Annotated in this window: 11 protein-coding genes; 3 read left to right on the top strand and 8 right to left on the bottom strand. The window is 70.0% G+C overall.

The features are described 5' to 3' along the window. Positions 1 to 134: 134 nt before the first annotated feature. The 4 genes from murD to NLI01S_RS13735 all read right to left on the bottom strand — a co-directional run bounded on the left by murD (position 135) and on the right by NLI01S_RS13735 (position 6,172). Positions 135 to 1,601 carry a UDP-N-acetylmuramoyl-L-alanine--D-glutamate ligase gene (gene murD / locus NLI01S_RS13750; protein ID WP_067604368.1) on the bottom strand — a complete coding sequence of 489 codons (1,467 nt, stop codon included), beginning with the start codon at positions 1,599 to 1,601 and terminating at the stop codon, positions 135 to 137. 4 nt (positions 1,602 to 1,605) lie between these two features. Then, entirely contained in the window at positions 1,606 to 2,679 is a 1,074-nt protein-coding gene (gene mraY, locus NLI01S_RS13745) for a phospho-N-acetylmuramoyl-pentapeptide-transferase (RefSeq protein ID WP_067604366.1), read from the bottom strand. Next, positions 2,676 to 4,118 (bottom strand): UDP-N-acetylmuramoyl-tripeptide--D-alanyl-D-alanine ligase, encoded by a 1,443-nt coding sequence (locus tag NLI01S_RS13740; RefSeq protein WP_067604364.1) that lies wholly within the window; start codon positions 4,116 to 4,118, stop codon positions 2,676 to 2,678. Before NLI01S_RS13740 ends, mraY begins: the two co-directional genes overlap by 4 nt. 389 nt (positions 4,119 to 4,507) lie before the next feature. Continuing rightward, positions 4,508 to 6,172: a UDP-N-acetylmuramoyl-L-alanyl-D-glutamate--2,6-diaminopimelate ligase gene (locus tag NLI01S_RS13735; protein WP_067604362.1), complete on the bottom strand. Its 1,665-nt coding sequence runs from the start codon at positions 6,170 to 6,172 to the stop codon at positions 4,508 to 4,510. Positions 6,173 to 6,313: 141 nt separating this feature from the next. On the opposite strand from NLI01S_RS13735, the gene mmuM reads away from it, so the two are divergent. Continuing rightward, positions 6,314 to 7,213 carry a homocysteine S-methyltransferase gene (gene mmuM, locus NLI01S_RS13730; protein WP_067604419.1) on the top strand — a complete coding sequence of 300 codons (900 nt, stop codon included), beginning with the start codon at positions 6,314 to 6,316 and terminating at the stop codon, positions 7,211 to 7,213. A gap of 49 nt (positions 7,214 to 7,262) precedes the next feature. Here the strand turns inward: mmuM and NLI01S_RS13725 are convergent, their stop codons facing one another. The 4 genes from NLI01S_RS13725 to mraZ all read right to left on the bottom strand — a co-directional run bounded on the left by NLI01S_RS13725 (position 7,263) and on the right by mraZ (position 11,420). Continuing rightward, the gene (locus tag NLI01S_RS13725; protein WP_067604360.1) at positions 7,263 to 9,236 is read right to left on the bottom strand and encodes a peptidoglycan D,D-transpeptidase FtsI family protein; all 1,974 of its coding nucleotides are present in this window, start codon (positions 9,234 to 9,236) and stop codon (positions 7,263 to 7,265) included. Continuing rightward, positions 9,233 to 9,676, bottom strand: coding sequence for a hypothetical protein (locus NLI01S_RS26395; protein ID WP_067604358.1), 444 nt, complete (start codon positions 9,674 to 9,676; stop codon positions 9,233 to 9,235). The genes NLI01S_RS13725 and NLI01S_RS26395 overlap by 4 nt, the downstream gene beginning before the upstream one ends. 9 nt (positions 9,677 to 9,685) lie before the next feature. Beyond that, positions 9,686 to 10,714 carry a 16S rRNA (cytosine(1402)-N(4))-methyltransferase RsmH gene (gene rsmH / locus NLI01S_RS13715; RefSeq protein ID WP_067604417.1) on the bottom strand — a complete coding sequence of 343 codons (1,029 nt, stop codon included), beginning with the start codon at positions 10,712 to 10,714 and terminating at the stop codon, positions 9,686 to 9,688. Between the two features lie 274 nt (positions 10,715 to 10,988). Next, a complete protein-coding gene (gene mraZ / locus NLI01S_RS13710) occupies positions 10,989 to 11,420 on the bottom strand; it encodes a division/cell wall cluster transcriptional repressor MraZ (protein ID WP_067604356.1) in 432 nt (143 codons plus the stop codon). Positions 11,421 to 11,892: 472 nt separating this feature from the next. Here mraZ and NLI01S_RS13705 point away from each other — a divergent pair, with 472 nt between their 5' ends. Continuing rightward, positions 11,893 to 12,885 (top strand): AAA family ATPase, encoded by a 993-nt coding sequence (locus NLI01S_RS13705; RefSeq protein WP_067604354.1) that lies wholly within the window; start codon positions 11,893 to 11,895, stop codon positions 12,883 to 12,885. Positions 12,886 to 12,923: 38 nt separating this feature from the next. After that, positions 12,924 to 14,165, top strand: a complete 1,242-nt coding sequence (locus NLI01S_RS13700; protein WP_067604352.1) for a DUF58 domain-containing protein — start codon at positions 12,924 to 12,926, stop codon at positions 14,163 to 14,165. Positions 14,166 to 14,173 lie beyond the last annotated feature (8 nt).

Genomic DNA, 14,173 nt, shown 5'->3' with positions numbered 1-14,173 from the left:
GGCGGGTCGGGACCGGTGGACATTTCCCGCGTGTTGGCCATCTTCGGCCGACTCGGGGGGTGGTACGGCGCACAACGGGGCCACCGGGACACGGAGTGTCGTGACCCGGTGGCCCTGAGTGTGGGATCGGTGTCTCAACCGAGGCGGTGGACGGCCTCGGAGAAGAAGCGGCCCCGCTCGGGATAGTTGGTGAACATGTCCATGGACGCGGCGGCCGGGGCGAGCAACACCGTGTCACCCTCCCGGGCCAACGCGGTGGCCTCACCGACCACGACGTCCATGACGGTGTGCTCGGGCGGAGCATCCGCGGCGGGCCCCTCGACCTCCACCACCGGCACGTCCGGGGCGTGCGCGTCCAGGGCCTCCCGGATGCGCGCACGGTCGGCGCCGATCAACACCACGCCGCGCAACCGGGCGGCGGCCTCGGCGACCAGGTCGTCCACCTCGGCGCCCTTGAGCAGCCCACCGGCCACCCACACCACGGACTCGTAGGAGTTCAGGGAGGCCGCGGCGGCGTGCGGGTTGGTGGCCTTGGAGTCGTCGACGTAGTCCACGCCCGCCACCTTGGCCACGTGGGCGATCCGGTGGGGTTCGGGAACGAACGCGTTCAGACCGGCGCGGATCGACTCGGCTGCCACACCGATCGATCGGGCCAGTGCCGCCGCGGCCAAGGCGTTGGCGACGTTGTGCGGGGCGGGCGGACGGACGTCGCCCAGGGTCGCCAGTTCCTCGGCGCTGCTGTGGGGTTGGGCGACGAAGGCCCGGTCCACCAACAGGTCCTCGACCACGCCCAGCTCCCCCGCACGCGGGGTGTCCAGGCGCAGGCCCACCAGCGGGGTGTGCGGGTCTCCGTCCTCCTCGGCCAGGCGCACCGACCATTCGTCGGCGGTGTTGACCACGCGCACGGTACCGCGGGCGAACACCTTGCCCTTGGCTCGGGCGTAGGGGTCGAGTCCACCGTGCCAGTCCAGGTGGTCGGCGGCGATGTTGAGGACGATGGCGGCGTCCGGGCGCAGGCTCTCGGACCAGTGCAGCTGGAAGCTGGACAGTTCCACGGCCAGGACGTCGTACACGTGACCGTCGGAGTCCGGACGGACCGCGTCGATGACGGGGGTGCCGACGTTGCCGACGGCGAGCGCGTCGCGGCCGTCCGCGCGCAGGATCGATTCGAGCATGCGCACGGTGGTGGTCTTGCCGTTGGTGCCGGTGATGGCCAGCCACACCTGGTCGGCGGGCTTGATCCGCCAGGCCAGTTCCACGTCACCGATGACCTCCACGCCGGCCTCGGCGGCGCGGAGCAGCAGCGGCGAGTCGGGGCGCCAGCCGGGTGAGGTGACGACCAGGTCACAACCCTCGGGCAGGGGCGTGTCACCGAGGAGGACCTTCGCGCCCGCCTCGGTGAGTTCGGCGGCCACGGCACGGGTGGTCTCGTCGTCACGGCCGTCGACGACGATCACCCGGGCCGCCTGTGCCAGAAGCGCCCTGGCGACGGGGGGACCGGAGACGCCGAGACCGGCGACACAGACCAGCGCGCCCGCGAAGGGGTTCTCGCCTTCGGCGGGCGCGGTGGTCCGGGAGGTGGAGGAACGGTGGTGCGGCATGCCTCTAGCTTGGCATCCATTCGAGGTAGAACAGGCCGATCGCCACCGCCATGAACAGACCCTGGATGATCCAGAAACGGATCACGATGGTCGGTTCGGCCCAGCCCTTGAGCTCGAAGTGGTGTTGCAGTGGCGCCATGCGGAACACGCGTTTGCCGGTGAGGCGGAACGACGTGATCTGGATCATCACGGACATGGTGATGATGACGAACAGACCACCGATGATCAGCAGCAGCAGCTGGGTGCGGGTGGTGATGGCCAGACCCACGATGAGACCGCCCAGGGCCAGCGAACCGGTGTCGCCCATGAAGATCTTCGCCGGGGGTGCGTTGAACCACAGGAAGGCGATGCAGGAGCCGAGCACGGCGGAGGCCACGACGGCCAGGTCCAGGGGGTCGCGGACCGTGTAGCAGCTGGAGGTGAGGGCCTCCACGCAGGACTGTCGCAGCTGCCAGTTGCCGATGATGACGTAGGCGGCCAGCGACAGGATGACCGCGCCGGTGGCCAGGCCGTCCAGACCGTCGGTGAGGTTGACCGCGTTGGAGAACCCGACGATGAGGAACAGCGCCCAGATGACGAACACGCCGATCATCAGCGGCGGTCCGAAGTCGCGCAGGAAGGACAGTTGGGGGGCGGCCGGGGTGTAGCCGTACCCGTTGGGGAACTGGGTGACGCCGTAGGCGAAGCCCACACCGATGACGGCCTGACCGACCATCTTGGCACCACTGCGCAGACCCAGGCTGCGGCGCTTGTAGATCTTGATGAAGTCGTCGAGGAACCCGACACAGCCCATACCGACGAACAGGAACATCACCAGCAGACCGGAGGCCGTGGGCCCGGAGGCCGTCGGCTGGACGATCCACAGCACCAGGTGGGAGCCGAAGTAGCCGATCACCGCACCGAGGATGACGACGATGCCGCCCATGGTGGGCGTGCCCTGCTTGGTCTTGTGACCCTCGGGTCCGTCGTCGCGCACCTCCTGCCCGAACTTGAACCGGTACAGGAGCTTGATGAGCGGCGGCATCAGCAGCATGGAGACGATCAGCGCGAGCGCCGCCGCGATGGTGATCCCGATCATTGATCATCACCCTTGGTGATGAGGTCGATAACCCTTTCGAGCGCAGCCACGCGCGATCCCTTCACAATGACGACGTCTCCTGTGCGCATCCGCTCGCGCACCGCTTCGGCTGCCGCCTCGGCGTCGGGAACTCGGATGCTCTCACCGCTCCACCGGTCGGCGGCGCGTTCGGCACCGACGGCGATGCCATCGGCCGCCTCCCCGACCACGACCAAGTGGTCCACGCCGATGTCGGCGACGAGCTCGCCGATCTTCTCGTGTTCGGCGTCGCCCTCCTCACCGAGCTCCGCCATATGGGCGAGCACGGCGATGGCGCGGCGTTCCCGGGCCAAGGAGGCCAGGGTGGTCAGCGCGGCCCGCATCGATTCGGGGTTGGCGTTGTAGGCGTCGTTGACGAGGGTGACACCGTCGTGTTCGGTGACCTCCATCCGCCAACGGCTGACCGGGGTGGCCGCGCCGAGGGCGGCGGCGATGTCTTCGATGTCCATGCCGAGCTCGTCGGCGACGGCGGCGGTGGCCAGGGCGTTGCTCACCTGGTGGGCGCCGACCAGTCCCAGTCGGACCGGGGTCGAGCGACCGTTCAGGTGCAGCGTGAACGCCGGGGCTCCGCTGCCCTGGGTGGTGATGTCGGTCGCGCGCACGTGGGCGTCCTCGGCGGTGCCGTAGAGGACGACGCGCGCGCCGGTGCGGGAGGCCATGGCGCGGACCAGTGGGTCGTCGGCGTTGAGGACGGCCACGCCGCCCGCGCCGCGCCGCTCGGAACCGGCCGGGAGCGCCTCGACGAGTTCTCCCTTGGCCTTGGCGATGGCGTCGCGGCCACCGAATTCGCCCATGTGCGCGCTGCCGACGTTGAGCACCACGCCGATCCGGGGTGGGGCGACGCGGCACAGGTGGGCGATGTGCCCGACGCCGCGCGCGGCGACCTCCAGGATCAGGTGGCGGGTGTCGTTGTCGGCTCGCAGCACCGTGAGCGGGTGACCGATCTCGTTGTTGAAGGAGCCGGCCGGGGCCACGGTGTCCCCCATACGACCCACGACCTGGGCGATGAGGTCCTTGGTCGTGGTCTTGCCGGAGGAGCCGGTGACGCCGACGATCCGCGTCGTGGCGTCCTCGCGCGTCGGATCGCCGAGTTCACCGGCCACGTACCTGGCCAGACGGGCCAGGGCCGCTACGACCTCGTCGTCTGCGCCGTCCACCAGCAGGTGCGGTGCGGGGACCGGGCGCGAGACCAGGACGGCGACCGCCCCGGCCGCCACCGCGGACTCGGCGAAGTCGTGTCCGTCGACCCTCTCTCCGTTGAGCGCGACGAAGAGCGCTCCGGACTCCACCTGTCGGGAGTCGATGACGACGGGGCCGTCGATGACGGCGTCTGGGCGCGCTGATCCGCCGATGGCGGTTTGGGTGATCTCAGCGATCCGATCGAGCGTGAGCGCGATCAAATCCACTCCTCAGGTCAGGCCCGGCCCACAGCGCCCCAAGGGCATTGGCCACCCGGCCTCGGGTTTCGGGTCAGGGGATGGCACCGCGGATACCGTGCGCGCGGTGCCGCACCGGGCCACTGACGACCCGACGATGCCGGGTCATGGGCGCCACGTGGGGCGGCACTATCGGGCTGCGATTGCCGGACCTACCTTAGAACATGTTGGGGCGTCCGGGGTCCCGGCAGGGCCCTGTGAGCGCCAATATGCTCCACTTCGTGACCGCCAAGGACCATACCGAGAGTGATACGTACACGTCAGGGCGCTCTATGTGACCGGGACACGACCACGGGCCGTGTCCCGGTGAGTGGACGGCACCATTTTCGGCGCGTCTTCGGTGTGTCGGAGCCTCAGCCCTGGTCCGGTGCGCGGTGCACGTCCCGCAGGGCGTCTCCGAGCCGTTGTCCGGCCCGGATGCGCAGCGCGTCCTCGATGGCCCCCCGCAGCACCTCGCGGTCGTCGAAGGGCAGGACCTCGCCCTTGACGTACTGGCCGGTCTCGTGGCCCTTTCCGGCGACCACGACGACGTCGCCGGGGCCGGTTCGGGCCACGCCCAGACCGATCGCCTCGGCCCGGTCGAACTCCACGGTGACGCGTGCCCGTCGATCCTCGGGAACCTTGGCGACCCCTTCGAGCATCGCCGTGGCGATCGTCACCGGGTCCTCGGTGCGCGGGTTGTCGTTGGTGATGATCAGGTGGTCGGCCAAGCGCGCGGCGGCCTCGCCCATGAGCGGGCGTTTGGCCCGGTCACGGTCGCCGCCGCAGCCGACCACCATGGTGACCCGACCCTCGGTGGTGGCGCGCAGGGCGCTCAGGACGGCCTCGATGGCGCCGGGCTTGTGCGAGTAGTCGACCAGCGCGGTGAAGTCCTGTGGCTGCGCCGCCTCGCGGGCGTCCACCTGTTCCATACGGCCCGGGACACCGGGCGCCGCGGCGACGCCGGCGATGGCGGTCTCCATCGGCAGGCCCGCCTCGACCAGACCGACGATGGCGGCCATGGCGTTGGAGACGTTGAAGGGTCCCGGTAGCGCCACGGACGCCTTGGACTCCATGCCGCCGGGCCCGACGACGCGGAAGGTGCTCCCGGTGGCCCCCAGATGGACGTCCACGGCGTTCCAGTCCGCTTCCATGGCGCTCTCGGGGTCGGCGTCGGAGAAGCCCTCCACGGCGAAGGTGGTGACGGGGACGTCCCCGCGCGGCTGCACCATGTCCACCAGTGCGCGGCCGAAGCGGTCATCGACGTTGACCACCGCGATGTCGCAGTACTCGGGGGTGAACAGGAGCGCCTTGGTGTCGAAGTAGTCGCGCAGGTCCGAGTGGAAGTCCAGGTGGTCCTGGGACAGGTTGGTGAAGATCGCCACGTCGAAGCGTGCACCGCCGACCCGACCCAGGGCGAGGGCGTGGCTGGAGACCTCCATGGCGGCGGCGGTGACGCCGCGTTCGGCCATGACGGCGAAGAGTCCGTGCAGGTCGGTGGCCTCCGGCGTGGTCAAGGAGGAGGCGACTCGTTCGTCGCCCACCCGCATCTCCACGGTACCGATCAGGCCGGTGCTCATCCCGGCCTGGCGCATTCCGGACTCGATCAGGTAGCTGATCGTGGTCTTGCCGCTGGTGCCCGTGGTCCCGACCAGGAGCAGGTCGCGGGCGGGCTCGTCGAAGACCCAGGCCGCGACCGTGCCGAGCGCGGCGCGTGCGTCGGGAACCACGATCACGGGCAGGCCGGTGGCGGCCGCCTCGTCGGCGCCGTCGGCGTCGGTCAGGATCGCGGCGGCCTCGGCGTCGGCCGCCTGCCGGGAGAACCGGGCGCCGTGGACGCGGGTTCCGGGCAGGGCTACGTACAGGTCGCCTTGGCCGACCTGTCGCGAGTCGTGGGTGATGCCGCGGACGTGGATCTCACGTGGAGGCATGTCCGCGGGCCGGTCCGGGTCCAGGTCCGGGCGCATCAGGGTGATGTCCGGACCGAGCTTCGTCGCCAGGTCGGACAGTGGACGGAGTTTGGAGTGTTCAGGTCGCATTACCGGTGGCACGTCTGGAGATTAACGGCTGTGGAGGGCCTGTCGGTAATTTCCACGCTGGGTCGGTCCGCGTTTCCCTGTCAAGGGATGGTGCGGCCTTTCGTCCAGGTTGGAACAGGTGGGTCGAGAAGGGTGGTCACGATGGCGGACCGGGCACTGGTGTTGGACGGGGGACTCGCGACGCGGTTGGAGTCCTACGGCCGTGACCTGGGCGACGGCCTGTGGTCGGCCCGGCTGTTGGCGCGGGAGCCGGAACTGATCGCGCGGGTGCACCGCGACTACTTCGAGGCCGGTGCGGACGTGGCGATCGCCGCCGGCTACCAGGCGAGCGTCGACGGGTTCATCACCCATGGGTACTCGCGCGCCGAGGCCTTGGGGGCGATGGCGCGGTCGGTGAAGCTGGCGGTGACCGAACGGGACGCGTTCGGCTCGGGTCTGGTGGCGGCGGGTGTGGGCCCCTACGGAGCGGCCCTGGCGGACGGGTCTGAGTACACCGGCGACTACGACTTGGACGAGGAGGGGCTGTACCGGTGGCACCGGGAGCGGTGGCGGGTGCTCACCGACTCCGGAGCGGATCTGGTGGCCTGTGAGACGCTGCCGTCGGCCGCCGAGGCGCGGGCGCTGGCCCGCTTGGCGGAGGAGACCCCGGGGGTCCGTGCGTGGTTCTCCTTCTCCTGCGCCGACGACGCTCGGATCGCCGATGGGACGCCACTGCGCGAGATGGCGGAGGGGTTGGCGCCGTTGTACCGGGAGGGGCGGGTGGTGGCCGTGGGCGTGAACTGCGTTCCGCCCTCGGACGTGTCCGCGCTGGTGCGGGAGGTGGCCTCGGTGGGTCTGCCCTCTGTGGCCTACCCGAACTCGGGCGAGGTGTGGGACGCCCGACGCCGGACGTGGACGGGTGCCACGGACGTCGAGGGCTTCGCCGCGGCGGCGGCCGGTTGGTGCTCGGACGGCGCGGTGCTGGTGGGTGGTTGCTGCCGTACCGGTCCCGCCCACATCCGGGCCCTCCGCGAAACCGTGGACGCCGGCCACGCCGATTAGAACACCACGCCCGGGGGAACGGCGTGCCGTCCGCCCCGGGTGTGGTGTGTCAGCCCTCGGCGTCCTCGTCCTCCACCAGGCGGATGGCCGGGGCCTCCTCGTCTGTCGGTGGGACCTTGTAGGACTTCAGCGCGAAGGACATGATGTCGTTGAACACCGGGCCCGCCGCCTCACCGCCGTAGTAGGTGCCCTGCGGGTTGTGCAGCACCACCTGGACCACCAGTTCCGGGTCGTCCGCGGGGGCGAACCCGGCGAAGGTGGCCGTGTAGCCGCCCTCGTCGTAGCGGCCCGTCTCCGGGTCGATCCGGTTGGCGGTGCCGGTCTTGCCGGCCACCCGGTAGCCGTCGATGCGGGCCTGCGGCGCGGTTCCCTCGTCACTGGTGACCGCCTCCAGCATCAGTTGGAGCTGTTCGGCGGTCTCCTCGCTGATCACCCGCTGACGGGCGGGCTCCTCGGCGGCGGTGAACTCTCCCTCCGGGTCGACCGTCCCCGAGACGAGCGTCGGTTCGACCCGTACTCCCCCGTTGGCGACGGTGGCGTAGACCGAGGCCATCTGTACGGCGTTGACCGACAGACCGTGTCCGATGGACACCGACGGCAGCTGGGTGCCCCACCAGTCGTCGGGGTCGGTGAGCACACCGGTCTCCTCGCCCGGCAGGGCCAGTCCCGTGGGCTGCCCCAGACCGAAGTCGGTCATGTAGCGGTGCAGGACCGAGGCGCCCACCTGGTCGGCGATCTTGATCGTGCCCACGTTGCTGGACTGGGCCATGATCCCGTTGGTGGTCAGGCGCTGGGTGCCGTCGTTGCTGGAGTTGCGGAAGGTCTGGTCGTAGTACTGGAGCGCGTAGGGCACGGTGTAGACCGTCTCCGGGGTGGTCTTCTTCTCCTCCAGGGCGGCCGCCAAGGTGATGACCTTGTTGGTGCTGCCGGGCTCGAAGGTGGAGGACACCGACCCGTTGCTCCGGTCCTCGGGCTCGGAGGAGGCGATGTCGGTCTGGTCGTAGGTGGGGAAGTCGGCCATGGCCAGGATCTCCCCCTCCTTGTTGGAGACCACGACGCTGCCCGCTTCGGCATCCAGTTCCTCGACCCGATTCGCCAACGCCTGCTGGGCGTACCACTGAAGGTCGCGATCCAGGGTCAGGCGTACGTCCTTACCGGCCTCGGGTTCGCGAACCAGACCGCCGGCCATGGGGATCTGGGTGCCGTCCTGGCCGACCTCGACCTGCCGCTTGCCTGCCTCACCGGCGAGCGTGGAGTCCATGTAGCCCTCCAGGCCTTCGAGGCCGTGCCCCTCGGCACCGACGAAACCGACCAGGTCGGAGGCGCCGGTCTCGTCGGGGTAGACCCGGTTGTAGTCGACGTCGGCGCCCACTCCGCTCAGGCCGAGCTCCTGGAACTCCCCCCAGTCCCCGGGCGAGATGTCCTTCGCCACGACCTGGTAGCGGCTGGGTTTGGCGTCGACCTTGGCCGCCACCGTCTGCTCTTCCAGGTCGAAGCGGCTCACCAGTTCGTCGATGAGCCGGTCCCGTTCGTCCTCGGCGACCTCCTCGGGGTCGACGAAGACGTTGCGCACCTCGACCGACAGGGCGAAGGGGTTGCCTTCGGAGTCGGTGATCCGTCCACGCAGGGTGGGGATGTCGATGGTCTGCATGCGCAGGTTCGCCGCGGCCTCGGCGTAGGTCTCGGCGTCGATCCCCTGGATCTGGGTGAGGCGTCCGGCGAACAGCATCAGGATCACCACGATGATGACCCCACCGGCCTTGATCCGCTTACGCGGGTCACCGGCCCTGAAGGTACGGCGTAGCAACGGCGGGGGCGGAGGCGGACTCGACCGACGGCGGGGGCGTTCCCCCCGCCGCACAGGACGGCCCGTGCCGCCGGATCCACCACCGGCCCGGGCTCGCCCGCTCTGGGCCGGCCGGTTCGGTCTCCTCTGTGGGCCCTTGTTCGGCCGCGACCCGGAGCGACTGGTCGCTCCGGGTCGGCGGGGGTCACGTGGGCGTCGGTCCCGAGGGGTGCTCAATCATCGCTCCCGGCGTCCCCGGTGATCTCACCGTTGTCCAAGTCCAGGAAGAGCGGGGCCTGACCCGGTTCCATCCCCATCTCCTCCGCCTCCTGCGCGATGCGGTCGGAGGTCTCCAGGTGGGCGACGGACTCCTCCAGCCGTTGTTCCTCGTAGGACATCTCGCGGTTCTCGGACTGCAGGCTGGTGATGGCGTAGGCCTCCTGCGCCACGAGACTGCGCAGCAGCAGCAGGCTGACGAGGGCCCCGCCCAACAGGCACAGGATGAGCAGCACGAAGGGGATCTTCGGGGCGCGACTCGCCGCGTCTCCCCCCGTCGTGCGTGCCGTGGCGGTCGGTGCCTTGTTGCGCACCGAACGCGAGGGTGCGTCGGTACGGGTGGTGGCCCCGGTGTGTCCGCGGTCCTTGCCCTTGCGGCGGGTGTCCGTCTTCGTGCCCATCTGTTCTCCCTACTGCCGCGACGGTTCGCGCACACGCTCGGCCGCCCGGAGACGAGCGGACTGCGCGCGCGGATTGCGTTCGTTCTCTTCCTCCGTGGGGAGTTCGGCGCCCCTGGTGAGGAGCTTCAGTTCCGGCTGCCGGTCCGGGAGCGGGACCGGGAGGTCGGGAGGAGTGGTGTCGGTGGCCAGCGCGGCGAAGGCCTTCTTGGTCATCCGGTCTTCGAGGGAGTGGTAGGACAGCACCGCGATGCGTCCGCCCATGGCCAGCCGGGACAGGGCGGCGGGCAGGGTCTCCTTGAGGATGGACAGTTCGGCGTTGACCTCGATGCGCAACCCCTGGAAGGCGCGTTTGGCGGGGTGTCCTCCGGTGCGCCTGGTCGCGGCGGGGATGGACTCGCGGACCAGGTCGGCCAGTTCCCTGGTGGAAGTGATGCGGCCCTGTGCCCGGCGGCGTTCGATGGCCTTGGCCACGCGCGGCGCGAAGCGTTCCTCGCCGTAGTTGCGCAGGACGCGGATGAGCTCACCGACGGGATAGTCGTTGACGACCTCTTCGGCGGTGAGTCCCTGGGTACGGTCCATGCGCATGTCCAGGGGCGCGTCCTGGGCGTAGGCGAACCCGCGGTCGCTCTCGTCCAACTGGGGTGAGGACACCCCCAGGTCGAGCAGGACGGCGTCGGCCCGGTCGAATCCGGCCTCGTCCAAGGCCCGCGGGATCTCCGAGTAGACCGCGTGCACGAAGTGGGTGCGCTCGGCGAAGGGCTTCAGTCGTTCGGCGCTGCGCTCCAAGGCGGTGGTGTCGCGGTCCACACCGACCAGCCGCAGGTTCGGACAGGCCTTGAGCAGCGCCTCGGAGTGGCCGCCCAGACCGAGGGTGCCGTCGACGAGCACCGCGTCGGGGCGGGTGAGCGCCGGGGCGAGCAGTTCGACGATCCGGTCCAGCATCACCGGCACATGGGCCCGCGCGGTGTCGCCGAGGTCGTCGTGGTCCTGTGACGCGTCGTCCCCGTCGGGACGGTCGTGCTTGCGGGTCTCCCCCATGCGGTGCTGTTCCTCCACGCTGTCGCGGTCTCCCCCTGAGTCCATGAGCGCGCCCCGGGGGCGCGTCACGGTGTCCTTCGCGTGGCCCGGCCGGAAGTCACCGGCGGGCCTCCGGACACGGCCGCTATTGTCCACCCTTCGGTGGGATCAGCGTCCACGACCTGGCACCGGGGAAGTCGCGCCAGCTCGTGTCGGTCGTGTCCGGAGACCACTGCCGGTCCCGGCATTGCATGGACGTAGTGCCGTCCGCGCGGCGCGGAAAGGGCCGCCCCGCTCACAGCACCCCGGGCAGCACCTCCTCTGAGAGTTGCGCGAACTCCTGCTCCTGTTCGGCCTCGTAGTCCGACCACGCCTGGGAGTCCCAGATCTCCAAACGCGTGTTGGCGCCGATGACGACGCATTCCCGGTCCAGGCCCGCGTACTCGCGCAGTTTCGGCGGGACGGTGACCCTGCCCTGCTTGTCGCAGGCCTGATCCGACGCGCTGGCGAAGAGGACCCGGCTGTAGTCGCGAACCGCCTTGGCGGTGACCGGTGCGGAGCGCAGGGCTGCGGTCAGACGAGCGAACTCGTCCGTCGGAAAGACGTAGAGGCAACGCTCCTGGCCCTTCGTGATCACCACACCCCCCGACAGTTCGTCGCGGTACTTCGCGGGAAGGAACAGCCGTCCCTTCTGATCGAGGCGAGGTGTGTGGGTGCCGAGGAACACACGCTCACCCCCTCACCCCCCAGAGTGGAGAATTCGCCCTCTCCACGCCGCTCCACCTTACTCCACTCTTCCCCACCGTCAACAGTTCGAATCGGCGCGTGACGCTGGAAAGATCGATGAATGCGCAGGTCACAGCGGTGACACCTGAGTGGTGCGGTGGAGGGGGCCGGGCGTCGCGGCGCCACCCTCGGCCGGTCCCCCACCACGGCGACGCCGCAGAAACGGAACCGTGTAGCACCACGATGTTCCGTTGGCCACTCCCCGGCTCGCACCATGGCCGGCTCCTCGCATCCGTCCGGCTTCCCGAAACCCATCCCGACCGATGATCAGAAGCGCCATTTCGGGCCGTGTGGAACATTGCTCCACAGGTCCCCCCATTCCACGGCCGATTTCGGCACTTTGGTTTGCTTAGGGCCTGATTGGGCCTAGCCTCGGATCGATACACCGAGACATATGGAGCGAGAGGGGTCTCGTGTCACTCGGCACACAGCACGACGGTCACGGGGGTGACGTCCAAGAGGACGTGGACGCCGTCGCGACCGTGGCCGACCGCGTCCGCGACGCGATCGAGACGGTCATCGAAGGCAAACCCGACGTTCTGCGCATCACGCTGACCGTTCTGCTCGCCGAGGGCCACCTGCTCATCGAAGACGTCCCCGGTGTCGGCAAGACCATGCTGGCCAAAGCCCTGGGACGGGCGGTGGACTGTTCGGTCCAACGCGTCCAGTTCACCCCGGACCTGCTGCCCAGCGACATCACGGGCGTCAGCATCTACCACCAGGACCGCGGCGAGTTCGAGTTCAACCCGGGCCCGGTGTTCGCCAACATCGTCCTCGGCGACGAGATCAACCGTGCCTCGCCCAAGACCCAGTCGGCCCTGCTGGAGTGCATGGCCGAACGACAGGTCAGCGTGGACGGCGAGACCCGCGCCCTGGAACGCCCCTTCATGGTGGTGGCCACCCAGAACCCCACGGACATGGAGGGCACCTACGCCCTGCCCGAGGCGCAACGGGACCGGTTCATGGCCCGCGTCTCGGTCGGGTACCCCTCGCCGCAGGCCGAACTCGACATGATCGACTCCCACGGGTCACGCTCCCCGCTGGAGCACCTGGCCCCCGTGACCAACGCCGCCGAGATCCGGGACCTGGTCGAACGGGTCCAGCACGTCCACGTCGCCCCCGGCATGCGTCGCTACGTCGTCGACCTGGTCAACTCCACCCGGACCGCACCCGAACTCAAGCTCGGTGCCTCCCCCCGCGCCACCCTGCACCTGGTGCGCGCGGCACGAGCCCACGCCGCCTTGGAAGGCCGCCACTACGTGGTGCCCGACGACGTTCAGGCGTTGGCCGTTCCCGTCCTGGCCCACCGGCTCCTGCCCGGGCCCGAGGCCCATATGGAACGCCTCAGTCCCGAACAGATCGTGGCCAAGCTGGTCGCTCGACTTCCCGTGCCCGGACCCCGCTGACCCTTACGGCAGCGCCCGATCCCACCCAGAGACGGACGATGCGCCCGCAACGCACCCTCACCGCCCGTGGCGGCCTGATGCTGTTCTTCGGAGCGGTCGCACTCGCGAGCGGTCTCGTCGTCGGTCAACGCGAGATCGTCGGTGCCGGACTGCTCCTGATCCTGGTACCGGCGATCGGCGCGCTCACGCTCATCGGAGCGTCCGCGCGCATCGTCGACAGCCGTGACCTGCGTCCTCGCCGGATCCCCGCGGGCACCGAAGCCCAGGTCCTGGTCCGCGTCGGCAACGTCTCCCCCGCCTGGCCGGTGGGCTGGGTCCGTCTGCGGGACACCCTGCCGGTCCGACTCGGCCACGAACCCCGTTTCACCGTCGGCTTCCTGGGTCCGCGCACCGTCAGCGACATCACCTACCTGGTGCGTCCGCCCATTCGCGGTCGCTACCCGGTGGGGCCCTTGCGAGTGAGCGTGCTCGACGCGCTGGGTTGTGTTCGCGTGACCCGTTCCCTGGGCTCGCCCACCCCCTTGTTGGTCACGCCCCGCTTCGTGTCCCTGCCCGAGCGGGGCCGCACCGACGGTGCCCCCGGCGACGACGCCCCTCGTCGATCGGTGACCGGTGTCGGCGAGCAGGACCCGATCCCCCGGACCTACCGTCACGGCGACGATCTGCGCCGGGTGCACTGGCGTTCCACGGCCAAGCACGGCGAACTGATGGTGCGCCGGGACGAACAGCACCGACGCGAATACAGCACCCTGTTACTCGACACCCGCGTCGACGCCCACGCCGGAGACGGCCCACACGACTCCCTGGAGACGGCGGTGAGCGTGGCCGCGTCCGTGGCCCTGCACGTGCTCGAACACGGGCACGAATTGCGCTTCCACACCGATCGCGGTCCTCTGGCCACCGAGCACGCCACCGGTGTGCTGGACGGACTGGCCGTGGTGGAGGCCTCCGACACCCCCCGGCTCGGCGGCGGCATCACCGAACTGGAGGGAGTGCGCGGGATCTCGGCCGGGCTGGTCGTCGCGGTCGTGGGCGCCCTGGACAGCGAAGACGCCGTCGCCCTGTCGCGGGTCGACGGTTCCGCGACACGGGTGGCCGTGTTGTGCGTCAACGCCGCCTGGCCCGACGCCGAGGCCGCGCGACGAGTGGGCGACCTGCTGTCCGCCAACGGCTGGCGGGTCCTCCCCGTCGCCGAGCCCGCCGAACTTCCCGCCCTGTGGCACGGCGCCGTCGCCCCCGCCGCCTCGGCGACACGAAACCCCTGGGAGGGCCCGCGTTGAGAGCGTTG

This window comes from Nocardiopsis listeri NBRC 13360, assembly GCF_001570765.1.
Lineage (GTDB): Bacteria > Actinomycetota > Actinomycetes > Streptosporangiales > Streptosporangiaceae > Nocardiopsis > Nocardiopsis listeri.
This window is presented reverse-complemented; position numbering and strand designations above follow the sequence as displayed.